The organism is Marinomonas sp. HM11-D, from assembly GCF_057626615.1.
This window is the reverse complement of sequence record NZ_JBMMKT010000001.1, coordinates 217,907-241,184: the sequence shown is the minus strand read 5'-3', so window position 1 is coordinate 241,184 and position 23,278 is coordinate 217,907. Positions and strand designations below refer to the sequence as shown.

Sequence of the window (23,278 nt, the reverse complement as noted above, 5' to 3'; positions counted from 1 at the left end):
TTTGGCCCGTTTACCTGTTATTGTTGGCTTTGGCGGAATCAATTCGGCTGGACGTACATCCTTTCATCAGGCTTATCGCCGAATCATTTTTGACCTACTTCCCCAGACCATTCAGCAGGAGGTTCTACTTGACCTCGCGACCATTACTAACATTGCTGAATACCAAAACGGCGCTTGGCTAACTCACGATGGTGAGGCTTTGGATGCAGATACGCTGATTGACACCTTTGGTGAAGAGATTCTAGCGCGCACCTTAATTCGCCGCATTCACCCAAGTTTATTTGATGTTGATAATGTCGTAGTTCATAAGAGCTCTGCACTAACACCTGTTGCTGAAGGCGAAAAGCTAAGCTTCAGTGTGAAAACACGCTCCCTACCAGACAACATCCCTGCCAACTGGCAAGTGAAAGAACTGTCTAAAACCCACAGTGAAATCACAGTAGATGGCACGCTGGAAGCCTTTATTAAAGACTCTAAGCCGTTAACCGTGAAAGCCGCAGGCCAACTTCCAACAGGTTTTGATCCATCGAAACTTTACCAAAGTCGTAACCATCCTCGTGGTTTACAAATGACGGTATACGGCGCGTCTGATGCGATTCTAAGCAGTGGCTTAGACTGGGACAAAGTTCGCAACCTTGTCGCACCGGATCAAGTTGCCGTGTATGCCGCAAACTCTATCGGTCAGATGGATGACCTTGGTTTTGGCGGCATGCTGAAATCCGCACTAATGGGTAAACGCACTACGTCTAAGCACCTACCGCTTGGCTATGCACAAATGCCTGCGGATTTCGTCAACGCCTATATTCTAGGCTCAGTGGGTAATGTCGGCACCTCTATTGGTGCTTGTGCGACCTACTTCTTTAACCTAGAACGAGCTGTCGAAGCCATCAAAGTCGGTAAGATTCGTATTGCCATGGTGGGCGGCAGTGATGCGCCGATCACACCGGAAATCATCGAAGGCTTCCGTACCATGGGCGCCCTAGCTGAAGACGCAGCCCTGCTAGCACTTGATCAGCTAGAAAACCAAAAAGAGCCGGACCATACACGTAGCTGCCGTCCATTCGCGCAAAACTGTGGTTTCACCATCGGTGAATCAAGTCAGTGGACGCTGTTGATGGATGATGAATTAGCCTTAGAGGTCGGTGCGACGATTCATGGTGCGATTCCAGCGGTTTACGCTTACGCGGACGGTTATAAGAAATCCATCTCGGCTCCAGGTGTGGGTAACTACCTAACGATGAGCAAGGCGATGGCCTACTTGAAGAACATCATTGGCTTGGATGGCCTGAAAGATCGCACCTTCATCCAAGCACACGGTACCAGCACACCGCAAAACCGCGTCACGGAATCTCATGTGTTGAGTCAAGCCGCGACGAGTTTTGGCGCCACTGGTATTCCAGTCACCGCGATGAAAGCCTACCTAGGCCACTCACAAGGCACCGCTGGCGGCGACCAACTTCACCTATCACTGGGTGTGTGGGAACATGGTGTATTGCCAGGTATTGTCACCTCTCCGGCGGTAGCAGACGATGTTTACACTGACGGTCTTAAAATTCAGTTGAAACATGAAGAATACGGCGTAGATCACTTCGACGCAGCGCTTCTAAACTCAAAAGGTTTTGGCGGCAACAACGCAACAGCGATCTTGCTTTCACCGAAGAAGTCACTGGAAATGCTGAAAAAACGCTACTCTGCTGAGCAGTTTGCAGCCTATGAAGAGAAGAATGCCGCTATTAAAGAAGCGGCTGAAGCTTACAACCAAGCCATGATCCGTGGCGAAATCGAACCTATCTACCGCTTCGGCTATAACGTTCTAGGCGGTGAAGAGCTCGACATCACGGACACCAAGATCAGCTTGCCTGGCTATCATTTGCCAGTGGATTTGAATGTCGAAAACGACTTTGACGATCTAGTCTAAGCGCCCCACACAATCCCCAGCTAAACTGGGGATTGTAGTTTTTCGATCAAGAAATCAATCAATAAACGTACCTTCTTAGGCTGCAGCTTGCGCTCCGCATAGACGGCATAAAATTGCCCAGTAAAGGTTTCGTACTGATCAAATAAAGACACCAACTCACCGCTTTCCAAGTAGCGTTCCACCAAGAAATCCGGCTGCATAATAATCCCAGAACCCGCTACCGCTAAGCGCGTTAACGCACCGCCATTATTGGCCATTAAAGGCCCTTTGACGTTCACCTCGAATTCTTCTTGCGGTGTTTTAAAACTCCATTTTCCTGCATAAGGCGCATTGGTATAGATAAGGCAGTCATGCTGCTTAAGATCCCTTGGATGCTTGGGAACCCCTTTACGCTCAAGATATTTTGGTGAAGCACACACATAGCCGCGCATAGTACACAGTGGTCGAGCAATAAAATGGTCGCCCCCTAAATCCCCACCACGCACCGCCAGATCAATGCCTGATTCAGTTAAATCCACACGCTTATCACTGAAATCCACTTCCAAGGTAATATCTGGATAAAGTTCTGAGAATTCGTTTAGAATTGGCACCATATGCGTTAAACCAAAATCCATCGGCACACTTAAGCGCAGATGCCCTTTTGGTTGATGTGTTAAATCCCCGAGCTCACCTTCGGCCTCTTCAATGGCCTCAAGAATGGTGACACAATGTTGATAGTAAAGTTTGCCCGCGTGAGTCACGCTAATGTTACGCGTATTGCGGTGCAGCAGCTTAGCGCCAAGATCTTCTTCTAGGGCATTGATATAACGCGTTACCATGGGGCGTGAAATATCCAGCGACTCACTGGCCACCTTAAAGCTTTCAGCTTCATAGACACGGCAAAACACTTTCATTGCCTGCAGCTTATCCATCACTTTACCCTTTTATTAAAAGTTCCCAAAAAATTATTCAGTAATACGAAATAGTGAATTGTATTCACGTGTAATTATGTATTCTTAGAACATGATTATACTAGGGCCATCTTGTTAATCACACATCCTTTTTGGAGGTCTTATGAAAGCTTTACTTCTTACTTCTGCAGCAGTACTTGTTTCAACAGGCGCGATGGCGGCAGATTACAACGTTGACCCAGCACACTCATTCGTAACATTCGAAGTTGGCCACCTTGGTGTAAGTACCACTTCTGGTCGCTTCAATGAATTTGAAGGTACTTTTAGCCTAGCAGACGACAACAAATCTGGCAGCGCTGCATTCACTATCCAAGCCGCTAGCGTTGATACAAACCACGAAGCACGTGACAAGCACCTACGCAGCCCAGACTTCCTAGACGTTAAACAATTCCCAACTATCACCTTCAAAAGCACATCATTTGATGGCGAAGAACTGAAGGGTGATCTAACGATTCACGGCGTAACCAAACCTGTGACATTTGAAGTAGAAAAAGTAGGCGAAGGCAACGACCCATGGGGTGGCTACCGTGCCGGCTTCGAAGCCAGCGCAACGATCAAGCGTAGCGAATTTGGCGTGTCTTACTTCATTCCTGGTGTAACCGACGAAACTGAAATCGACGTATTCATCGAAGGTATTCGTCAGTAATTAGGAGCTCTCATGTACGAGGAAGCAGGTAACTCAAACCTACTTATGCTACTTATCACCGCCGTGTACCCATTTTTGGCTGCGGCGGTGATCACTCTAATCGGTAAGTTTAGCGCCCGTCTAAGTCTATTAGGACTAGGCGCTGGTTTCCTCGTCGCCTTAAGCCTGATTCATACAGGCTTAAACTTCCCGCCGAGTAAAGCCCTAGACTTTCTGACCGTGAGCACTATTTTAGGTTTGGCGATCAGCTTTATACGCGACCTAAAGTTAGGCTTTAAAACACGCAATGGCCTAGGCTATATCGCCCTGTTTGCGAGCTTCTATTTGCTGCTAAACCCAGTATTACAACACCAATCACAAACATTAAGTTTGGCTTGGGCTGCCATCAGCGCGGCGATTGTACTACTACTGTTTGGTCTACAAAAAAGCACCGCAACCCCTAATCACTCGCAAGCTGCGATGGCTTCTTTGGCCGTGATTGCCGGCGCTAGCGCTCCAGCGGTGTCAATTGGCGGTAGTTTGCTGATTGGTCAGTTATTGGGCGGCTTTGCAGCCAGCGTGGTGGGATTTGTTTTAGTGCAGCGTTTTATCAATAAGCAAAGCAGTGTGAATGGTCTTTTACTAGGCTCTTTCATCCTGTCCGGCTTGTTGGCTCAAGCCCATGTACTGGCGGATTTGCCTATTGCGGTTGTGCTAGTTGCTTACCTTGCAATCATTGTCAATATTGTAAGCAACCTGCTTATCAAAGAAGACAGAAAAGTCAGCAGCACCATCATTGCCCTACTACCACAGATCGTGATCAGTGGCATTATCGCCGCTATCTCATTGTGGTCTGTATGGCCAGAAAGCAGCTTGTATTAAGCTGCTTTCTTGGTTTTATCCTAGCCTTTAAAAATAGAGCGACTTGCGCGCCAAAAGGGTAGGATAAAGCCTGCAATCAAACAGCTGATAAAGCCAAACGACAGCAAATACCCCACTCCCATCTGCGACATATCCACGAACATACTCATAAAGAAGATGTTCGGCAGCACCACAAATAACCAGCTCGTAATCGTCAGTACAAAGCGCTCAAAGCTAGAACGCAAGTTCGTTTTCGCCAATAACCAAGCACTGAAATAGGTGTACACAAATAACGCGATACAAAAGCCAACGATACTTGAAACCGACGCCCCTTCTAGGGCATGCCCTTCATGGGCAATGTCTGCAGGCGCAGCGGAATACCATATTGCCCCTGCCAAAAGCTGCAGCACATAGACTAATAAAATTGCTTTTAAGTTCACCGTTTTAACCGCCTTAAATTTCTATTTGCCCGCTCAATTCGATGGCAGGTTATACATGTCACGAATCAAGGTTCTTAGCACCGGACGCCAAGAGCGCTGTTTAATCCCATAATGTCCAAAAATCTTACGGCACGACAAAGACTGTCGTTTGATCTCGGTGGCCATTTCCAACGCATTGGCGGTATCGCCCATATGCTCCAAGGCACTTTGCGCTTTCGGGTCAAACTGGCCCGCTGTTGTTAACACCGCTTCAACCAAGCCCATCCAGCTGATTTCCTCCGAACAGCAGTAATGATAGACACCAGAATTGAGCGCACCATAATGACGCTGTTTGACAACGGACAGCAAAACACGGGCCACATCCGATACAGGGGTTGGGCAGCCAATTGCTGTATCATGAAACTCAATCGGAGAGCCAGCCCGCACCAGATTAATGGTGTTGGCAATAAAGTCGTCTTGCGCACCACTGAACAGCCAACCGGTGCGCAATACAATGTGTTTTTCTGAAGCCAATACCTTTTGCTCGGCCTCCATCAAACGACGAGCAAAACGGCTACGCGCATCCGGCTCGTCGGTCTCTAGGTAAGAAGACTCTTTTTCACCCAGGAACACTTGCACGCCGCTTAGCATATAAAACAGTGGGCAAGTATCACGGCCAACCAGCGTATCCAATAACGCTAAATACTGGTCATAGTCATTCTGTAATGCACTGCGAAGCGAATAAGCATCGATGATGGCATCACAGTACTGTTGATCCAATACCGATGAGGAAGCCTTGCTCAGCACTTCATGGCACGGCACTTCGAGCCAGTCAAAGTCGTAATCATTGTCGTAATATTGACGAATAGCACGACCTAACTCAGTGTCACTTCCTAATAGCACCACTCGCATCGGTGCATTGATATTCTCTTGAGTTGTCAAATTTTAACCTTATGCCAATTCGGCAACACTCGTTGTAAGTTAGCGCTGGTGTTCTGTGCAATCTCTGACACAGACTGCTGGCGCAATTCTGATACTGTTTGTGCGACATCCACTATTCGCAAAGGGGTATTCACCTGGCCTTGATGACCACATATGGGCATATCCGGAGAATCCGTTTCCAGAACATAATCACGATCACTTAACGCCTGCAAAACACGTCGTGCTTTTTGCGCCCTCGGATAGGTCACGGTACCACCAATACCGAGCACAAAGCCGAGATCGATAAAGCGCTTAGCTTGCTCTAAACTGCCATTAAAAGCATGCACGATGCCACCATGGGTAAACTTGCTTTGGCGCAACCATTTCAGCAGATCATCTTCACTTTTGCGGGCATGCAAAATCACCGGCAATAACTTACTTTGCGCTATCGCAAGCTGAGCAGAAAACACCTCTTGCTGTAAGGCGTAATCAGGTAAGTTTGGCCATTTATCCAGACCAATTTCGCCCACTGCAACGACGCAGTGTTCGTCAAGTAAACGCTCTAGCTGCTGCAAATCACCACTTTGATAACTCTGCAGAAAATACGGATGCAGACCCAAGGCCACTTTTATTGCCCCGTTCTGTTGCGCTAATGACAGCACACCAGACCAAGAAGCAGAAGTTGTACCAGGCACAAGAAATTCTTCAACGCCCGCCTTCTGACTTTGAGCAATCAGATGCGCTAAATCGTCGAAAACAGGAAAATCAAGGTGGCAGTGGCTGTCGATAAACATGCACAAAGATTACATGATCAGGCCAGAACACTCTAGCAGGAAGATAGGTAGGAATGTAAAAAAGCCGCGCAATTCGCGCGGCCTTTTTGTAAAGCTCGGTTAGCCTAAGATTACAGCTTAGGACCCGCGTTCACGATCTCTTGAGAAACCGTTTCAAACTTCTTGAAGTTCTCGACGAATTGCGCGATCAAACCTTTCGCTTGCTCATCGTAAGCCGCTTTGTCTTCCCATGTATCACGTGGGTTCAACAGTACTGAATCAACACCTTCTACTTGAGTCGGCACAGCAACGTTTAGTTGATCAAGGTGAACTGTCTCAACGTTTGCCAGGGCACCAGATTGAATCGCTGCAATCACGGCACGGGTCGTTGGAATGCTAAAACGTTTACCACCTTTACCGTGCGCACCACCGGTCCAACCAGTGTTTACTAGGTACACCTTGCTACCAAACTCTTCAATACGCTTGATCAGCAGATCTGCGTACACGTCTGCAGAGCGCGGGAAGAATGGCGCACCAAAACAAGTAGAGAAAGTAGACTTGATACCAGAGCCCGCTCCCATCTCAGTAGAACCTACTAGCGCTGTGTAACCACTTAGGAAGTGGTAAGCGGCCGCTTCTTTGCTCAAGATAGACACAGGTGGCAATACACCAGTCAAATCACAAGTTAGGAAGATCACAGCATTGGGCTCACCCGCACGGTTATGCTCAGAACGCTTATCAACACTTGTCAGTGGGTAGCCCGCACGGCCGTTTTGCGTCAAAGACACGTCGGTGTAATCCGCGTGACGCTCTTCGTCTAGAACAACGTTTTCCAGCACAGTGCCGAACTTGATCGCTTTCCAAATGACTGGTTCATTCTTTTCAGACAGATCGATGGTTTTGGCGTAGCACCCCCCCTCGATGTTAAACACAGTACCTTTGCCCCAACCATGCTCGTCATCGCCGATTAGGAAGCGAGACTCATCGGCAGACAAAGTTGTTTTACCCGTGCCAGATAGACCGAAGAACAAGGTCACATCGCCTTCAGAGCCCACGTTCGCCGCACAGTGCATCGGTAGAACATCTTGTGCTGGTAACAGGTAGTTCTGCACAGAGAACATGGCTTTCTTCATTTCGCCAGCGTAACGCATACCAGCAATCAGAACTTTACGCTCTTTAAAGTTTAGAATCACACAACCATCAGAATTGGTGCCATCGCGCTCTGGCTGACATTCAAAAGACGGTACGTTTAGGATCTGCCATTCCCCACGTGCCGCTGGATTGTAAACGTCAGGATTAATAAATAGGTTGCGACCAAATAGGTGCTGCCAAGCAGTCTCTGTACGCATCTGCACAGGGATGTAGTAATCGTCGCCTGCGCCAACATGAACATCAGATAGGTAAGATTGCTTCGCATCTAGGTACGCTTCAACTCGATTCCAAAGCGGCGCAAATTTCTCTTCTGGGAATGGGCGATTTACTGGCCCCCAATGAATCGTATGCTTAGTTGACTCTTCTTCAACGATAAAACGATCCATAGGAGATCGACCTGTACGTGCACCAGTCTCAACAACTAGAGCGCCAGTATCAGCTAGAACACCTTCACCGTCAGCCAGCGCATTTTCTACTAGTTGAGCGGTATTTAAGTTACGTAGGATTAGGTCATTAGTTCTATTGTTCATACTCTATGGTCCTCTGAACAAAAGGTTACACATTTTTTTGAAATTATTATTGGGGGATGGATCTATAGTAACAAACGAATCTAAAAAAACATATTGATATAACAAAGTGTTATTTTATTTCACCTAAATGAAACCAAAAACGACACCTAAGTTGTTGATATAGCTAAGCTTTAGATTTTAATAGATGCTAGATAGATTAATATTTAAACCGTAATAATAAAATATTTATGAAAATAAATTACGGTTTTGTTTTTATATTACATTCCCCTATACCGTAAAGTTATATGATCTGAGATTTAACTATTTTTTAGAACTAACCACTATTTCATGATTATTGCTCGAAATTGCACGAATTCTCGACTAAAATCCCCGCTGAAATTATTAACTTCCACAATAATTCAACTTTTAACCTGCCCATAAGTCAGGCTTGAAAGCCCAGGTTCATGGTAGGATTCTTTCTAACCTTCCCCCTGTTCGAAACAAAGGTAGACCTAAAGCTATGCAAAACGTGAATCAGAGCTGCAACATCGGATTCGTTGGACTAGGTGTCATGGGTAAAAACTTGGCCCTTAACCTAGCCGACCACGGTTATCGCGTTGCGGGTTTTGATCTCGACAAAGATAAAGTACAAGACGTATTGGCCACTGAAGCCAAAGAGCGTCCTGACTCCGTCGACGAAGCGAGAATCATTGGTTGTGACAACATTAAGCAAATGCTCGACATGCTGGTTAACCCACGCGTTATTGTGGTTCTAGTGCCAGCGGGTAACCCAGTGGATGCGGTTTGCCAAAACTTGATTGAAGCAGGCTTGAATCCTGAAGACATCGTTGTAGATTGCGGCAATAGCCAATGGACAGACACTATTCGCCGAGAAAGCGAGTACAAAGATCAGTTTAAATTCTTTGGTACCGCAGTATCGGGTGGGGAAGTTGGTGCTCGTTTTGGTCCATCTCTAATGCCTGGCGGTGATGCAGACTCTTGGAAATACCTACAGCCAATGTGGGAAGCCGTGGCAGCGAAAGTAGACGCTAACGGTAAGCCAATTGAGACGCGCACTCCTGGCCAACCTGTTAAAGAAGGCGAGCCTTGTACTGCATACTTAGGCCCTAACGGTGCTGGTCACTACGTTAAGATGGTTCACAACGGCATCGAATACGCTGACATGCAGCTTATCTGTGAAGCCTACCACCTACTACGTTCTCTACTAGGCTATGAGCCAGCGGAAATCGGCAAGCTGTTTGAAAAATGGAACCAAGGCGTTCTTAACAGCTACCTTGTGGAAATCTCAGCTGACATCCTACAACAGTACGATGCTAAAACTGGCGCACCCTTGGTCGACATGATCCTAGACAGCGCTGGCCAAAAAGGTACTGGTCGTTGGACCTCTATCAGCGCCACGCAAATGGGCGTACCAGCAGGCATTATCAGTGAGTCTGTTTACGCACGTGCACTGTCTACACTAACGGCAGAACGTGAAAAAGCCTCTAGCTTCCTAACGGCTGACATTGATGTGTCTGAAATCGATGCGGAAGCCGTAGAACAAGCAATTGAAAACGCGCTGTACTGCGCCAAGATCTGTGCCTACGCACAGGGCTTCCAGTTAATGCGTGCCGCACAAGCGGAATACAACTGGGAACTAAACTTCATCGGCATTGCTAAGATCTGGCGTGGTGGTTGTATCATCCGTGCGTCTTTCCTACAGAAGATCGCCGATGCGTTTGAGAAGAATCACGAACTTGAAAACCTATTGCTAGACGAGTACTTTGCTAATGCAATGGCTGAGAAGCAAAAAGGTCTACGTGATGCTGTGGTATTGGCTGCTCAGTCTGGCATTCCAACACCATCGTTCTACTCTGCCCTAGCCTACTTCGACGGCTACCGTTCAGAAGTGCTACCAGCTAACTTGCTGCAAGCTCAGCGTGACTACTTCGGTGCGCACACTTATGAGCGTGTCGACGCCGCTCCTGGTGAGAAGTTCCACACTCACTGGCAAGAAGCTGGCCGTCCAGAAACAAAAGTAAAATAAGCTCTTGTTTGCAGGCAATCACCCTACTAAAAAGCCCGTTTAGAGCAATCTAAACGGGCTTTTTGTTGGCATAGAAATCGCTTGTAAGGCTATTCGCCTTTCGGCTGCTGCTTCTCAATCGCGGTTAACATACCACGCAGCATCCCCACTTCTTGCTGATCCAGCTGTGAGCGCTGGAACAAACGACGAAAACGCGTCATGACTTGGCGTGGCGCTTTCGGATCAAGGAACTCAATATCACCCAACACTTTCTCTAGGTGACCTAGCATGTAGTCAAGCTGCTCAGACGTAGCGGCTGGCACATCCCACTTACTCTTCACAATCGGGCCGTCCTGTAGACTTAGCTCTTGCATGCGTAGTTCGTAAGCAATCACTTGCACAGCGGCCGCCAAGTTCAGGGAACTAAAGCCCTCTACCGATGGAATATGCACATGGTAATGACAACGCTGTAGCTCTTCATTGGTTAAACCACGGTCTTCACGACCAAACACAAATGCGGTTTTCAGTTGCTCTTTAAACACCAGATCGGCCGCCTGACGAGGATCCACTAGCGGCCATGGAATATGACGCTCACGGGCGCTGGTACCAATCGCTAACTGACAATCAGCAATGGCTTCTTCTAGGGTCGCGACAATTTTGGCATTGTCCAGAATATCTGTGGCGCCAGACGCTCGGCTGACCGCTTCATCGTGTGGAAACAGCTTTGGATCTACCAGTACCAGCTCACTCAAGCCCATGTTTTTCATGGCGCGTGCAGCACCACCAATGTTGCCGGGATGAGAGGTGTTCACCAGCACAATTTTAATGTTTTGTTGCATATCGACGTTATACCAATGCTCTTAGGTGCAATAAGGACACTATGGTATCAGAGAATTACCAATAACCTAGCACTTGAACAGAATTTAACCATTATTTCGCTAGATAAGTCTGGGCTTTTGGGCTAGAATTCGCGCCCACTATATTGATGCATAGTCAACCGATGCTACTAGAGCATCATCGCATCGAACACGCTCTTTAACACTTTAACCGCAACGAACTGCCCACAAGACAGTTGCTGCCTTATTGATTCAAGATTGGTATCCCATGCAACCACGAATTAATGTCGCTATGAAAGCGGCTCGCGCTGCCGCAGACTTCATCATCCACGCGCAAGAAAAAATGCTTTTTGACAAAGAAGCCGGTCAAAACGCAGCAGAAGTTTATCAAAACGTTTGCACAGGCGCAGAGCGTAGTATCGTTCACCACCTAGAAAAAGCTTACCCAGCAGACAAGATCACGACTCGTCTACAGGGCACAGTACAAGAAGGCAACGAAGGCGAATGGATCGTTGATGCGATTCAAGGCCAGCACCTATTCACTCGCGGCCTACCTGGTCACGCGATCACGATTAGCTACCTAGTTGCGGGTAAAGTTGAGCACGCTCTACTAGTTAACCCATCGACTCGTGACGAGTTTTACGCAAGTAAAGGTCGTGGCGCATACCTAAACAATTCACGTATCCGTACTGGCGGCGCACGTTCGCTTGAGAACACTACGCTAGCAACTCAGTTCCCAGGTACAGAAAATACGATTGCATACGCATCGGGCCAATTCAAAGTGCTAGAAGAAGTAGCTAACAAGGGCGCACGCGTTGTGATGCAAGATGCTCCAGCTACTATGCTGGCGAACGTTGCTGCTGGCCGTCTAGACGCTGCATGGGGTCTTGAGCTACGCGACTGGGAAGTACAAGCACCATTGTTTATCGCCAAAGAAGCAGGCTGCCTATTCGCAGGTTTCGACGGTGCACCAAACTACGAGAATGGCAACGTATTGTGTGCTAACCCGCGTCTATTCAAATACTTGCTACCGATTCTAAACAAACAACTAGGCGCCTAAACCCAGTGGTTTGACCGAGTTTCAAGCATAAAAAAGCCAGCTTAATAAGCTGGCTTTTTTGTTTTTGAACTGTTTGCTTACAACTATGGAACACTTACTGAGCTTTGTAGATGTTCTCGTAGCAGTAGTTAGTCGCTTCCACAAAGCCATCCACACTACCACAGTCAAAACGACGACCTTTGAATTTGTACGCCAGTACACAGCCTTCTTGGGCTTGGCGCAGAATCGCATCGGTAATTTGCACTTCACCGTTAGCACCCGGTGGCGTTTCGCGGATCTTGTCGAAAATGTCTGGTGTTAGGATGTAACGACCAATGATCGCCAGATTCGATGGCGCATCTTCTTTCTTAGGCTTTTCCACCATGTTGGTGACGCGAAAAATATCATCACTAATAGCTTCACCCGCGATGACACCATATTTGTGCACTTCGTCTTCAGGTACTTCTTGAATCGCCACAATAGAGCAACGGAACTGTTTAAACAGTTTTACCATCTGCGCCATCACACCATCGTATTCTCCACCGATACATAAGTCATCGGCCAATACTACGCCGAAGGCTTCATCACCAATCAGTGGCTCACCAGTCAGGATCGCATGACCCAAGCCTTTCATTTGATGTTGGCGAGTGAATGAGAAGTTCACCTGATCAATGATTTTACGAATACCCACTAGGTATTCTTCTTTGGCGGTACCGGCAATTTGGTGTTCCAACTCGTAACTGATATCAAAGTGGTCTGCGATGGCACGTTTACCACGCCCCGTCACGAAGGTAATGTTATCAAGGCCTGCTTCTACCGCTTCTTCAACACCGTACTGCACCAAGGGTTTGTTCACGATTGGTAGCATTTCCTTTGGCATAGACTTGGTCGCTGGCAAGAAGCGCGTGCCGTAACCCGCAACCGGGAATAAACATTTACGAATCATAATCTTTCCTTATAAAACAAATTCTCGGGCCGCCAATTCATTACCGCGCGGCAGACCCCATTAAAGTAACACTGTTCGAGTGACACTTTGAACAACCCCAGTTAAACGCTCTAACACAGGGTTTGCTAATTCATACCAATGCCAAAACAACGGCAATTGTAACGGCAGATCAGGAAAAAGAGAAACGAGCTGACCACTCGAAAGCTCCTCTTTAATTTGCACGCTAGGAAGCAAGGCACAGACTGTGCCAGACTTCACTAATTCAATAAAGCCATGGGACGACGGATACCAATGACAATGGCGTGTATTGGCGTCGAGCATTAAACACTCTTGCTGATAACGGCGCCATAGAGCAGCATCCTGCTCATCATAAATTAAGGCTGGCAAGTCGCTGACGGCTGCCATTTCAATTCCATTAGGAAAATAGGTTGCAATGAACGCTGGCGCGGCTACCAACTCATAGCTCATTTTTCCTAAGGGTACTGAACGCCCCCCACTGACCGGCATTTCTGAATCACAAACACAAGCCATCACCTCACCACGTTGCAGTAATTCACGCGCCTGTGAAGGATCCTGAGAAGTCACTTGAAGGGTGCTGTTGCTTTGCTGAGAGAACTCATTCAGCACCGCGACAAACCAAGTAGCCAAGGCATCATTATTCACCGCGATGGCGAGAGGCTCTGCCCCTTCGATCCCGTGTATCACTTCAAATAATCCATCTTCCAGCAATAATACTTTCTGAATATGGGTCATCAAGTGCCCGCCCAAAGCCGTTAGCCGAACTGGGCGTTCACGAATCAAGAGCGGTGCTCCTAAGGATTGCTCCAAGCGCTTCACTTTTTGCGAAACTGCTGACTGGGTCAGTGACAAGGTTTGTGCCGCGGCCTCAAAGCTTTGCAACTTCGCAACTTGGTGAAAGCAATACGCCGCTTGATAATCCAACATTAGTATATTTAAACCAACTGAAGTTTCATTAACTCAACTAACTTAGATAATCATCATACACCCATCGCCCTTTTCCTGAATAGGGTAGACATACAATCTTCATGAGCTTTACAACAGGCTTACTAAGGAGCGATTTCTTAGACCTGTGAATGCTAAAGTTTCATCTCCACTTCGTTAGACTCAGATGGACTAGAAGTGCTGGGATCCGCTTCCGATAGCATTTCAGCGGCCACCACTGGCGACATGGCGATCCCCACATGCACATGATCGCCCTGCTCTTCAACGGTAATCGGAGCAGCTTTAGCTCGAATACGCAGCCAAGCGAAACCAGCCATGGCTAGGTTCATACAAGCGATCAAGACAAATAAGGCATCAAGATGTAGGAAATCCATCATTGCCGAGGCCACCAATGGCCCTAATACACCGCCGGCACCGTTTAACAAAATCAAGCCGCTACTTGCGGACAGAATCTGCTCAGGACGTAAATGATCGTTTAAATGCGACGACGATAGCGAATACATCGGGAAGGTAAACGCTCCCACTAGGAACATACCAATCAGCATAATGATCAAGTTTTCCATACCGTGGCCAATGGGCACCACCAAAGCCGTGATCCCTGCCACTATCCCCACCCACAGAATGGTCACGCGACGATCTTGGCTATCGGAAAACTTACCAATTGGCCATTGCAGCAACATGCCACCAATATAGCTCGCCCCCATGAAAATAGAGATCTCCGCCACATCCAGGCCAATGCTTTTACCGTACAGCGCCCCCAGACCAAGAATCGCCCCCGAAGTAATGCCGGCGACAAAAGCCCCACTTGCCCCCAGAGGGGCTGCTTTTATCAGGCCGGTAAGATTTAGCTTCTCCGGCACTTCGATGGTTGGCGATGGTGTACGCACTAATAACAGAGGCACCAAGGCCATGGAAATCAGCACAGAGGTCAAAATAAACAGGTCATAACCGCTTGGAGATGAGACATTTAGTAAGAACTGACCCAGTGTTTGGCTGGCCCAAATCTCGATAATGTAAATGGAGAATAAACGCCCACGGGTATTGTTGGTGGCAATGCCGTTCAACCAACTTTCGGTAACAATAAAGAGGCCCGCGTAACACAACCCAGTGCCCATACGCATGGCCATCCAGAACCATGGATTGACCACTACGGATTGCATCAAGATGGTGATCGAAGCCAAGGACGCCACAGCGGCAAAGACCCGAATGTGGCCGACATTCTTTACCCAAGTGGGCACCAGAATCGACCCTAGGATAAAGCCAACATAGTAGGACGACATGATCAAACCTGTGGCCGTCGTATTGAAGGCTTCAATCGAGGCCCGAATACCAATCAACGAGCTTTGCAATGCACTGGCCATGGTGATGATGGCCACCCCAAACAACAAACTCCAAATCGGTAACAAGGTCTGCTTAAACACGAATCGCCACTCCTAGGATTCCGTAAAGTGTTAACATTTGTATCCCTACACTGTGTCACTAAATCCTTTAACTGTATAGGGGAATTATGGAATCTAGTAACACCCTGTTTAATCGCAATCAATCAAAGATCAATGCCCCTCAAAGATGTTCTTACCCTGTTTGATGAGTATTTCACGCAAACGTCGCGCAACAGGCGGCAAATAGCCATCTTTGACATTGATGACGTTGTAATAGCGTTGCATGCTCATCTCTTTTAATGGCACTTCTTTGAGATGTTTCAGGCTTGGATCAGAGCCTTGCAAATTGCGTCGGGAAATAAAACTCAACAGCTCGGTTTGCATAATCATGGAGGGAATCATCAGCAACAGATTGGTTTCGATCTGCACATCCGGTTTAGTGAGCCCTTGTAGCTCAAAAGCACGATCTAGCCATTGGCGACTGACCACCGAATTGGGGGCTAACACCCACTTATAATCCAATAAATGCTGTAGCGAGAGATTATCTTTAGTAAAGATTTCATGGGAACTGTTGGCGACCACCACCATGGTGTCCTGATAAAAGGCCACCGATTCAAATTCTTCATCCAAGCCCGTGCTTAGACCTATCACCAAATCCAATTCACGTTTTTTCAGCTGATCGTACAGCAGGTCCGTTTGACCAATCACCGTCTTGAGCTGAACATCAGGAAAGTCCTTGGTCAAAATACGCGTGACCGGCAACAAGATATGATGGGCGGCGGTGGGTACCAAACCAAGGCGAATATGGCCCGAAATGCCCTGATCATAGTCTTGGATCTCGCGAATAATATCTTGAGCATTACTTAAAATATTGCGCGCCCGCACCAACAACAGCTCTCCGGCTGGCGTCAAACGAATATTACGTCCATCCTTTTCAAACACCAGCGTGCCAAGCGTTCGCTCAATACGGCGGATACAGCCAGTTAATGCTGGTTGCGAACGATGCAACTGCTCTGCCGCCTTGCCCACATGACCAAGCGTGGCAATGGTTTGGAAATAGAGAAGATCCCTCAAATCTAATTGATCAGCCATAATGATGATTTTGAAAAAATTAATGATTGGAAGTGATTAATTATATCCATTATTACTCTTTGGTCACATCAACTTCTCTGCTTAGGCGACACAAAGGTGAAAATCATTCACAATAACGTCAAGCATTGAGAGTGATGACTTACTATAAAAATAACGAGACGAATACAGGACCATACTCATGACCCTATTCAATTTGAGCAACATCAAGCACGCTGTCGTAGCATGCGCCATCGGACTTAGCGCAATGGCTGCGTCAGCCCAAGACTACCCAAATCGCCCAGTCACCGTGGTTGTACCGTACGGTGCAGGTGGCACAACGGATATTTCAGCGCGTAAGCTAGCCTCACTGGCAGAACCGCAATTGGGACAACCCATTGTGGTGGAAAACCGCCCTGGTGGCAGTGGCACCAACGCCATGCGTGCCGTGGCCAATGCGAAAGCAGACGGCTACACCTTGATTGCTACCACCTCATCACCGCTGTTTGTCACGCCAGCGATTCGTCCCGTAGGCTACGACTCAGTGAAAGATTTCACCCCTATTCTCAACTACTCAGGTCCCTACCATGGCGTATTGGTACAAGCAGGTAGCCCATACCACTCACTAAAAGATCTGATCGACGCAGCGAAATCCGGTACCACCATTAGCTACGGCACGGCTGGCGCCATGGGCGGTGCCCACCTGTCCTTTGAATCTGTGGCCCGTGAAACCGGTGCCAAGCTAAAACACGTGCCGTTTAACGGGGCTTCTGCCGCAACCGCCGCTTTGCTAGGTGGTCACGTGGATGTGGCACTGGTGCCTGCTTACCGAGATTTGGTTAATGGCGGCCAGTTATCTTTATTGGGGGTGTTAGATGGCAGCCGCGATCCAGATTTCGAGCAAGCGCCAACCCTAAAAGAAGCCGGTTATAACGTGGAGTTTCCTTCTGTAGTCGGCATCATGGCACCAGCGGGCACTGACCAAGCGATCGTCGAGCAACTAGAAAGCGTCTTTACTAGCGTGGCTCAGTCTGACGAATTCAAAGACTTTATGACCAAGCTTAACCAGCCAGTGCGCATTATGAGCGGTGCAGAGCTCGGTGAAACGGTCAAAGCCAACCTAGAAACGTACCGCAACGTTGCCAAAGAGTTGAGCAAACAATAATGGCACAGCAACAAACTACAATCCGCGGACAGTTCGGCGTGCAAACGCTGACCTGTCTGCTGTTGGTCGTGAGTGCCGCGCTTGGTCTATCGGTACTAGAAGAGCAAGTTCAGGTGTGGAGCTTTGGCGGTGATTCAAGCTTTGACGCACAGTTTTTCCCACGCATTATTTTGACGCTCATCGTGGTAACCGTTTTCGCTCGCATGATCATCAAATTCCGCGCCAGTGAGACACCAATTGGCCCCGCCTTTGGTTGGCTACGGGTGTTGTTCGTCACCGGCTCCGTAGTGACTGCGTTATTACTGATGCCGACCATCGGCTTTTTAGCAGGCGCCTTTCTCGCGGCATTTGTCACCGCCATCAGTTTTGGTGAACGCCAACTGATTTATAACATCGGCGTGCCACTGCTGGTGGCAGCACTGGTCAGTTTTGGCGCTCAACAAGGGCTCAACATCCCTCTTCCATAAGCTCTTCCGTGGAGAATATACAATGCTTCTCGAAGCTCTAAGTGCCCTGATGGATATCTGGGTATTAGTTGCCGCTATTTCAGGCATCATTACCGGTATCATCATCGGCGCGATTCCAGGCCTTGGCCCCACCATGGCGATTGCTCTACTGATCCCCGTAACCTTTTCTATGCCACCCATCCCCGCGATTACCTTACTGCTGGGGGTGTATCAAGGGGCAATCTTTGGCGGCTCTATTTCAGCGATTTTGCTCAATGTTCCAGGCACTCCTTCGTCTGCCGCGACCGCGATTGACGGCTTTGCCATGGCACGCCGCGGTGAAGGTGGCCGTGCTTTACGCATCGCACTGTATGCCAGCGTAGCCGGTAATATCTTTAGCTGTTTAGTGCTCATGATGCTAGCTGAACCACTAGCCTCCATGGCGCTGAACTTTGGCCCCGCTGAAATGGCCACGCTGATGCTGTTTGCCCTAACCGTGATCATTCTGTTTGGCGGCGGCGTACGCCTCGATGCCGCCATCATGGTACTGGTGGGGATTTTTGCCGGCATCGTTGGTCTTGATCCCATTGAAGGCACGCCCCGCTTTACCTTTGACAGTTTTGCCATGGAAAACGGTTTGCAACTGATCCCTGTACTAGTGGGTTTGTTTGCCATGTCAGAAGTTTTGTTACAGCTGTTTCAACGTAAGAAATCCGATACAGAAGACGCTGAAGTGCCTGAGTTACTGCCAAGTTCGGTCGGTTTTCTGGATATGTGGCGTATGCGTGCGTCGCTGCTTTGGTCTTCTATTATTGGCACCTTTGTCGGCATTTTGCCGGGCATCGGCTCCACTGTGCCCGCCTTTATGAGCTATAGCTTAGCCCGTTCACGCTCGAAAAAGCCGGAGCAATTTGGTCAGGGGGCAGATGAAGGGGTGGCCGCGCCTGAAGCAGCCAACAATGCCGTCACCGGCGGGGCTTTAATTCCAACTCTTGCCCTTGGCATTCCCGGCGACGCCGTTACCGCGGTGATTCTCGGTGCCTTTATGCTGCAAGGGTTAGCACCGGGACCATTTCTATTCCGTGATTACGGCGTGGAAGTGTATGCCATTTTTGAAGCGCTGATTTTGTCGTCGATCCCCACCATCATCTTCGGACTGTTATTGTTCAAGGTGGCAGTACATGTGATTCGCATTAAACCGCGTCATCTGTTCCCGACGATTACCATTCTTGCGCTACTGGGCGCGTTCTCAGTGAACAATAGTCTGACCGATGTTTGGGTTATGTTGGGAGCAGGTTTTGTCGGCTTCTTGTTCCGCCGTAGTGGGTTCCCATTACCGCCGTTATTAATCGGTTTAATCTTGGGGACACCGCTGGAGCAAAGTGTGCGCCAAGCCATGCTGACCAGCAACGGTAGTCTCGATATATTCTTCCATTCGAGCATTGCTATGGGCTTCTTGAGCATCACTCTGCTGTGCGTGATTGCCAGTCTGGCTTACAGCTCAATTAAGCGCCAAGCTCAGAAAAAGGCTTCTTAACATGCAAACATTGTCCCCTCACTGGCCTATCTTATGCGACAGTCATATGCATGTGTTTAGTCGTGCAGGCCTAAGCAAAACGGCGAGTTATGTGCCGCCAGCGAAAGACATGAATGACTTTGTCTTGGAAGCCAGCTGTGGGCAGATTGGTCGTGCGGTGATTATCCAAGCCTCCATCGATGGCACGGATAACTCGCGATTATTGAACACGCTACAAACGCATCAACAACTGGAGCTTCGTGCGGTTGCCATGATCGATGAAGACAGCCAAGGCTTACGCGAGCTTGCCGATGCTGGCGTCAAAGCCCTGCGTATTCAAGATCGCACGCGCTTGGGTTTAAACGATTTGGAACGATTGCCAGAATTGGCAAAACGTGGTGCAGAGGTCGCTTGGCATGTGGAGCTAAATACGGAACCCGCGCGTTATGAGCGCCTAGTATCTTTGCTACCAACATTGGCACAAGGCCAGCATCTGGTATTGGATCATTTTGGTCACTGTAACCCAAATAGCCCAGCCGACATCGAAGCCCTGTGTGGTTTATTAGACACTGGCAAGGTGTGGGTGAAGCTGGCACCGACGCGGGTCAGCCAGCAAGTGGGCAGCTACCAAGACTTGTTGCCTCTTGTCGAAACCCTGGCGAGTCGTTTTACAGAGCGTTGCATTTGGGGTAGCGATTGGCCTCATGTGATGACGCCAGAGCCCGTGCCAACAACTAAGGATATGTTAGATTTCTACCAACAAGCCATGAATACACAGCAGTTCCTCGCCTGCTTTAGTGATAACCCCGCGCGCTTATACGGTTTTTAATCTTTCATTCACTAAGAAAAAAATGCCGCCAAGGGAGCACACCTCGGCGGCATTTTCATTGCGGCTTACAACATGGATTATGAACGCTCTTGCTCCATGTCGTGGCCTTTCTTGTCATGACCACCTTTACGGTGACCACGATCGTCTTGGCACGCTTGTTTCTGTTCTTGCTTTAGCTTGGCGTATTGTGCTTTTTGTTCAGGGGTCAGCAGGCTCACCAGCTTATGTTCATTCTCAAGCTTCTTCACCATCATACCGGCGTGCTTCGCCGCCATGCCTTCGGCTAACTTGTTGGCCGCTCCTTGATCAAACTTATCCGCCATCACCAAGGTTTGCATTTGCGCCTGTTGTGCTTTGCGAGCCTCCATCATGGCTTCGCCGTTCTTGTCAAAGTAGGCTTTCATTTGTTCGCGGTTAGCCATGCGCAAAGCTTTGATTTCGCTTTTTTGCTCATCGCTTAATGACAGTTGATGCATTAGCGCCGCGTCGCCACAGGCACCTGGACCTTTTTTACCGTGACGCTCTTTATCGCCTTGATGGTCATCCGCGTAAGCTACAGAACCTAGGAATAATGGTAACGCCACTGTTGCTGCGATCAGTTTTTTAGTCAAAGTCATCTTCAGTACCTCTATCTATAGGGGGTGTCATTTGGCTGATGTCTCAGCGCTTGAAGATAGAATAATTCCTGCAAGGTAAAGGGACGTCTAAGCAAGGTAAAGTATCGTAAAGACAGGACAGTAGCGCTGCTTTCTCAGTAAACTAGGGACAACATCCTTGGCACAGCCCAACGCACGAGGCACTCATGGCACACATTCTCCTAATTGACGACGACATTGAACTGACAGAGCTGCTGACAGAAGTCTTCACCTATGAAAACTTTACCGTATCAGTCGCACACGATGGTGAAGCGGGCCTCGCCATGCTTACGCCACAAGTCGATATGATTCTATTGGATGTGATGATGCCGAAACTGAACGGCATCGATACCCTACGCCGTCTGCGGGAACACTCCGATATTCCGGTGTTGATGCTGACTGCCAAAGGGGAAGAAATCGATCGCGTCGTGGGCTTGGAGCTGGGCGCGGATGACTACTTAGCCAAACCCTTTAGCGAGCGTGAGTTGTTAGCACGTATTCGCGCGATTTTACGCCGAGCACAAACTCGCCAAAACGATACTCAGGCCGATGTCATCGAGTACTTCGATATTAAGCTCTACCCAGGCAAGATCGAAGCCTACTGCGGCAATACCTTAATGGAGCTGACCAGCACCGAGTTCGCCCTGTTGCATCACTTCTTATTACACCCAGGGCAAATTCTAACCAAGGAAACCTTGAGTCTCGATGTGCTGGGCAAACGCTTAGCGCCGTTTGATCGTGCCATTGATATGCACGTTTCTAACCTGCGTAAAAAGCTACCGGATTGGGACAATGGCAAGCCACGCATCAAAACCCTGCGCGGGCGCGGCTATCTTCTTACCGAAGGGGGCGATTGATGCGCCTGCCTAAGATCACCAGTCTCTACGGCCGTATCTTTGCCATCTTCTGGTTCACCATGTTTTTGGTGCTGATGGCGGTTTTGTCATTACAGCACTTCGATCCTCGCAAAATGACCGATGTTCCAAAGAGCCATTATCAGCGCTTACTCGATGCTCGCGATCGAATCGAGCAGCAATTTCGCGGCCAGACGGATATTCAAAGCATTGTGTGGCAACTTAAGCAACGCACCGATGAGCGCCGTAAACACGATGAGCACGGTAGCGATGGCGGTTTAGAACTGTTTATTACCGATCATGAAGGCAACTTATTATCGCCTTATGATCGTCGCTCCATGAGTGCCCGTGCATTACGTAACTTTGTCACCAATATCGAAGACAATAGCGTTCCGCAACAGCGTCTTTACGGGCGTTTTCTATTGGCCGGCCCTATTCCGATTACGCTAGCGAACGCCGATTACCTACTTTATGTGGGTATCAAGTGGACTCGTCCGCCAAGCTTTTTGATCCAACTATTTGATCACCCATTCCAACTGCTATTGGTCACCATGTTGGTCAGCACGCCGCTGTTACTCTGGTTAGCTTGGGCCTTAAGTCAACCAGCACGTAGGCTTGAAAAAGCTGCCCAGCGAGTAGCTCTAGGCGAATTCACCATCGACCCCGATCTTGAAAAAGGCACCTCCGAATTTCGTCAAGCGGGAGCCAGCTTCAACCAGATGGTGGAAGCGGTAAACCAGATGATTTCTCGACAGCAACGTTTGTTATCGGACATCTCCCATGAGCTACGCTCGCCGCTAACTCGGCTCGGGATGGCCAATTCTTTGGCGCAACGTAAGTTAGGTCAAAGCCCTGAATTGACCCGCATTGAAACCGAAGCACAGCGCTTAGAGTCGATGATCACTAACCTGCTGGAATTGTCACGTATGCAGGTGGACAGTCATAACCAGCGTGAGCAGCAACCACTGCAAAGTCTGTGGGAAGAGCTGCTCGAAGACACCCAATACGAAGCGGAGCAAATGGGCAAAACCCTAACCTTCTCGAACATTCCTGAGCGTTCCATCTTATGTCATCCGCCACTGTTGATGAGTGCCCTAGAAAACATCGTGCGTAATGCCATTTACTACGGTAAATCAAAGATTCAGGTCAATATGAGTGCTGACCCTCAGCAACTCACCATAGTGGTAGAAGACGATGGCGACGGTGTTTCAGAGCAAGAACGAGACGCCATTTTCCGCCCCTTCTATCGCGTTTCCACCGCCCGTGATCAGCACAGTGGTGGTACCGGTCTTGGCTTAGCGATTACCGAAAATGCCATTCGTCAGCACAATGGCAGTATTCGAGCTTTAGAAAGTGAGCTGGGTGGCTTAAAGATAGAAATCAAACTTCCTTTGGCTTTGTAGACACTTGATACTAGGTATCACTGATAATAAAAATGGCTCTAAACC

General features: G+C 48.5%; 22 protein-coding genes. 11 read left to right on the top strand and 11 right to left on the bottom strand.

Annotated features, from left to right (window positions below; all coding sequences use genetic code 11):
* The first annotated feature begins 1 nt into the window (after position 1).
* On the top strand, positions 2 to 1,918 hold the full coding sequence (locus ACOSVP_RS01115; RefSeq protein WP_487345675.1) for a beta-ketoacyl synthase: 1,917 nt from the start codon (positions 2 to 4) through the stop codon (positions 1,916 to 1,918).
* A 20-nt stretch (positions 1,919 to 1,938) separates the two neighbouring features.
* Here the strand turns inward: ACOSVP_RS01115 and ACOSVP_RS01110 are convergent, their stop codons facing one another.
* Complete coding sequence (locus ACOSVP_RS01110) at positions 1,939 to 2,829, bottom strand: LysR family transcriptional regulator (RefSeq protein ID WP_487345674.1); 891 nt, start codon at positions 2,827 to 2,829, stop codon at positions 1,939 to 1,941.
* Positions 2,830 to 2,971: 142 nt separating this feature from the next.
* On the opposite strand from ACOSVP_RS01110, the gene ACOSVP_RS01105 reads away from it, so the two are divergent.
* The gene (locus tag ACOSVP_RS01105) at positions 2,972 to 3,514 is read left to right on the top strand and encodes a YceI family protein (RefSeq protein ID WP_487345673.1); all 543 of its coding nucleotides are present in this window, start codon (positions 2,972 to 2,974) and stop codon (positions 3,512 to 3,514) included.
* 12 nt (positions 3,515 to 3,526) lie between these two features.
* Positions 3,527 to 4,375 carry a hypothetical protein gene (locus ACOSVP_RS01100; RefSeq protein ID WP_487345672.1) on the top strand — a complete coding sequence of 283 codons (849 nt, stop codon included), beginning with the start codon at positions 3,527 to 3,529 and terminating at the stop codon, positions 4,373 to 4,375.
* A 20-nt stretch (positions 4,376 to 4,395) separates the two neighbouring features.
* Here the strand turns inward: ACOSVP_RS01100 and ACOSVP_RS01095 are convergent, their stop codons facing one another.
* The 4 genes from ACOSVP_RS01095 to ACOSVP_RS01080 form a co-directional block, all read right to left on the bottom strand.
* Complete coding sequence (locus tag ACOSVP_RS01095; RefSeq protein WP_487345671.1) at positions 4,396 to 4,794, bottom strand: hypothetical protein; 399 nt, start codon at positions 4,792 to 4,794, stop codon at positions 4,396 to 4,398.
* Positions 4,795 to 4,827: 33 nt separating this feature from the next.
* Positions 4,828 to 5,715, bottom strand: a complete 888-nt coding sequence (locus ACOSVP_RS01090) for a sugar nucleotide-binding protein (RefSeq protein ID WP_487345670.1) — start codon at positions 5,713 to 5,715, stop codon at positions 4,828 to 4,830.
* Complete coding sequence (locus ACOSVP_RS01085; protein ID WP_487345669.1) at positions 5,712 to 6,488, bottom strand: TatD family hydrolase; 777 nt, start codon at positions 6,486 to 6,488, stop codon at positions 5,712 to 5,714. Before ACOSVP_RS01085 ends, ACOSVP_RS01090 begins: the two co-directional genes overlap by 4 nt.
* 110 nt (positions 6,489 to 6,598) lie before the next feature.
* On the bottom strand, positions 6,599 to 8,149 hold the full coding sequence (locus tag ACOSVP_RS01080) for a phosphoenolpyruvate carboxykinase (RefSeq protein ID WP_487345668.1): 1,551 nt from the start codon (positions 8,147 to 8,149) through the stop codon (positions 6,599 to 6,601).
* 499 nt (positions 8,150 to 8,648) lie between these two features.
* Between ACOSVP_RS01080 and gndA the strand changes: the two genes are divergently transcribed.
* Entirely contained in the window at positions 8,649 to 10,175 is a 1,527-nt protein-coding gene (gene gndA, locus ACOSVP_RS01075) for an NADP-dependent phosphogluconate dehydrogenase (RefSeq protein WP_487345667.1), read from the top strand.
* Positions 10,176 to 10,264: 89 nt separating this feature from the next.
* Here gndA and ACOSVP_RS01070 read toward each other — a convergent pair whose 3' ends face one another.
* Positions 10,265 to 10,993 carry an RNA methyltransferase gene (locus ACOSVP_RS01070; RefSeq protein ID WP_417552443.1) on the bottom strand — a complete coding sequence of 243 codons (729 nt, stop codon included), beginning with the start codon at positions 10,991 to 10,993 and terminating at the stop codon, positions 10,265 to 10,267.
* 265 nt (positions 10,994 to 11,258) lie between these two features.
* Here ACOSVP_RS01070 and ACOSVP_RS01065 point away from each other — a divergent pair, with 265 nt between their 5' ends.
* On the top strand, positions 11,259 to 12,050 hold the full coding sequence (locus ACOSVP_RS01065) for an inositol monophosphatase family protein (RefSeq protein WP_487345666.1): 792 nt from the start codon (positions 11,259 to 11,261) through the stop codon (positions 12,048 to 12,050).
* A 94-nt stretch (positions 12,051 to 12,144) separates the two neighbouring features.
* On the opposite strand, the gene galU is transcribed toward ACOSVP_RS01065, so the two are convergent.
* From galU to ACOSVP_RS01045, 4 genes are all read right to left on the bottom strand, one after another.
* The gene (gene galU, locus ACOSVP_RS01060; protein WP_487345665.1) at positions 12,145 to 12,975 is read right to left on the bottom strand and encodes a UTP--glucose-1-phosphate uridylyltransferase GalU; all 831 of its coding nucleotides are present in this window, start codon (positions 12,973 to 12,975) and stop codon (positions 12,145 to 12,147) included.
* Positions 12,976 to 13,035: 60 nt separating this feature from the next.
* On the bottom strand, positions 13,036 to 13,920 hold the full coding sequence (locus ACOSVP_RS01055) for an ArgP/LysG family DNA-binding transcriptional regulator (protein WP_487345664.1): 885 nt from the start codon (positions 13,918 to 13,920) through the stop codon (positions 13,036 to 13,038).
* A 152-nt stretch (positions 13,921 to 14,072) separates the two neighbouring features.
* On the bottom strand, positions 14,073 to 15,359 hold the full coding sequence (locus tag ACOSVP_RS01050; protein WP_487345663.1) for an MFS transporter: 1,287 nt from the start codon (positions 15,357 to 15,359) through the stop codon (positions 14,073 to 14,075).
* Positions 15,360 to 15,488: 129 nt separating this feature from the next.
* Positions 15,489 to 16,409, bottom strand: a complete 921-nt coding sequence (locus ACOSVP_RS01045; RefSeq protein WP_487345662.1) for a LysR family transcriptional regulator — start codon at positions 16,407 to 16,409, stop codon at positions 15,489 to 15,491.
* A gap of 178 nt (positions 16,410 to 16,587) precedes the next feature.
* Between ACOSVP_RS01045 and ACOSVP_RS01040 the strand changes: the two genes are divergently transcribed.
* Genes ACOSVP_RS01040 through ACOSVP_RS01025 form a run of 4 tightly spaced genes read left to right on the top strand, consistent with a single transcriptional unit; the run spans position 16,588 to position 20,341 of the window.
* Positions 16,588 to 17,550, top strand: coding sequence for a Bug family tripartite tricarboxylate transporter substrate binding protein (locus tag ACOSVP_RS01040; RefSeq protein WP_487345661.1), 963 nt, complete (start codon positions 16,588 to 16,590; stop codon positions 17,548 to 17,550).
* Complete coding sequence (locus tag ACOSVP_RS01035) at positions 17,550 to 18,017, top strand: tripartite tricarboxylate transporter TctB family protein (protein ID WP_487345660.1); 468 nt, start codon at positions 17,550 to 17,552, stop codon at positions 18,015 to 18,017. The genes ACOSVP_RS01040 and ACOSVP_RS01035 overlap by 1 nt, the downstream gene beginning before the upstream one ends.
* A 22-nt stretch (positions 18,018 to 18,039) precedes the next feature.
* Entirely contained in the window at positions 18,040 to 19,533 is a 1,494-nt protein-coding gene (locus tag ACOSVP_RS01030; RefSeq protein WP_487345659.1) for a tripartite tricarboxylate transporter permease, read from the top strand.
* A 1-nt stretch (position 19,534) separates the two neighbouring features.
* Positions 19,535 to 20,341, top strand: coding sequence for an amidohydrolase family protein (locus ACOSVP_RS01025; RefSeq protein WP_487345658.1), 807 nt, complete (start codon positions 19,535 to 19,537; stop codon positions 20,339 to 20,341).
* A 77-nt stretch (positions 20,342 to 20,418) separates the two neighbouring features.
* Here ACOSVP_RS01025 and ACOSVP_RS01020 read toward each other — a convergent pair whose 3' ends face one another.
* Positions 20,419 to 20,958: a CpxP family protein gene (locus ACOSVP_RS01020; RefSeq protein WP_487345657.1), complete on the bottom strand. Its 540-nt coding sequence runs from the start codon at positions 20,956 to 20,958 to the stop codon at positions 20,419 to 20,421.
* Between the two features lie 185 nt (positions 20,959 to 21,143).
* Here ACOSVP_RS01020 and ACOSVP_RS01015 point away from each other — a divergent pair, with 185 nt between their 5' ends.
* On the top strand, positions 21,144 to 21,833 hold the full coding sequence (locus ACOSVP_RS01015; RefSeq protein ID WP_487345656.1) for a response regulator: 690 nt from the start codon (positions 21,144 to 21,146) through the stop codon (positions 21,831 to 21,833).
* Positions 21,833 to 23,233, top strand: coding sequence for an envelope stress sensor histidine kinase CpxA (gene cpxA / locus ACOSVP_RS01010; RefSeq protein WP_487345655.1), 1,401 nt, complete (start codon positions 21,833 to 21,835; stop codon positions 23,231 to 23,233). Before ACOSVP_RS01015 ends, cpxA begins: the two co-directional genes overlap by 1 nt.
* The last annotated feature ends 45 nt before the right edge of the window (positions 23,234 to 23,278 follow it).

Coding starts and splice junctions, on each gene's coding strand:
- ACOSVP_RS01110 (WP_487345674.1), bottom strand. CDS start 2,829: ATGGATAAGCTGCAGGCAATGAAAGTGTTTTGCCGTGTCTATGAAGCT.
- ACOSVP_RS01105 (WP_487345673.1), top strand. CDS start 2,972: ATGAAAGCTTTACTTCTTACTTCTGCAGCAGTACTTGTTTCAACAGGC.
- ACOSVP_RS01100 (WP_487345672.1), top strand. CDS start 3,527: ATGTACGAGGAAGCAGGTAACTCAAACCTACTTATGCTACTTATCACC.
- ACOSVP_RS01085 (WP_487345669.1), bottom strand. CDS start 6,488: ATGTTTATCGACAGCCACTGCCACCTTGATTTTCCTGTTTTCGACGAT.
- ACOSVP_RS01080 (WP_487345668.1), bottom strand. CDS start 8,149: ATGAACAATAGAACTAATGACCTAATCCTACGTAACTTAAATACCGCT.
- gndA (WP_487345667.1), top strand. CDS start 8,649: ATGCAAAACGTGAATCAGAGCTGCAACATCGGATTCGTTGGACTAGGT.
- ACOSVP_RS01070 (WP_417552443.1), bottom strand. CDS start 10,993: ATGCAACAAAACATTAAAATTGTGCTGGTGAACACCTCTCATCCCGGC.
- ACOSVP_RS01065 (WP_487345666.1), top strand. CDS start 11,259: ATGCAACCACGAATTAATGTCGCTATGAAAGCGGCTCGCGCTGCCGCA.
- galU (WP_487345665.1), bottom strand. CDS start 12,975: ATGATTCGTAAATGTTTATTCCCGGTTGCGGGTTACGGCACGCGCTTC.
- ACOSVP_RS01055 (WP_487345664.1), bottom strand. CDS start 13,920: ATGTTGGATTATCAAGCGGCGTATTGCTTTCACCAAGTTGCGAAGTTG.
- ACOSVP_RS01045 (WP_487345662.1), bottom strand. CDS start 16,409: ATGGCTGATCAATTAGATTTGAGGGATCTTCTCTATTTCCAAACCATT.
- ACOSVP_RS01040 (WP_487345661.1), top strand. CDS start 16,588: ATGACCCTATTCAATTTGAGCAACATCAAGCACGCTGTCGTAGCATGC.
- ACOSVP_RS01035 (WP_487345660.1), top strand. CDS start 17,550: ATGGCACAGCAACAAACTACAATCCGCGGACAGTTCGGCGTGCAAACG.
- ACOSVP_RS01030 (WP_487345659.1), top strand. CDS start 18,040: ATGCTTCTCGAAGCTCTAAGTGCCCTGATGGATATCTGGGTATTAGTT.
- ACOSVP_RS01025 (WP_487345658.1), top strand. CDS start 19,535: ATGCAAACATTGTCCCCTCACTGGCCTATCTTATGCGACAGTCATATG.
- ACOSVP_RS01020 (WP_487345657.1), bottom strand. CDS start 20,958: ATGACTTTGACTAAAAAACTGATCGCAGCAACAGTGGCGTTACCATTA.
- ACOSVP_RS01015 (WP_487345656.1), top strand. CDS start 21,144: ATGGCACACATTCTCCTAATTGACGACGACATTGAACTGACAGAGCTG.
- cpxA (WP_487345655.1), top strand. CDS start 21,833: ATGCGCCTGCCTAAGATCACCAGTCTCTACGGCCGTATCTTTGCCATC.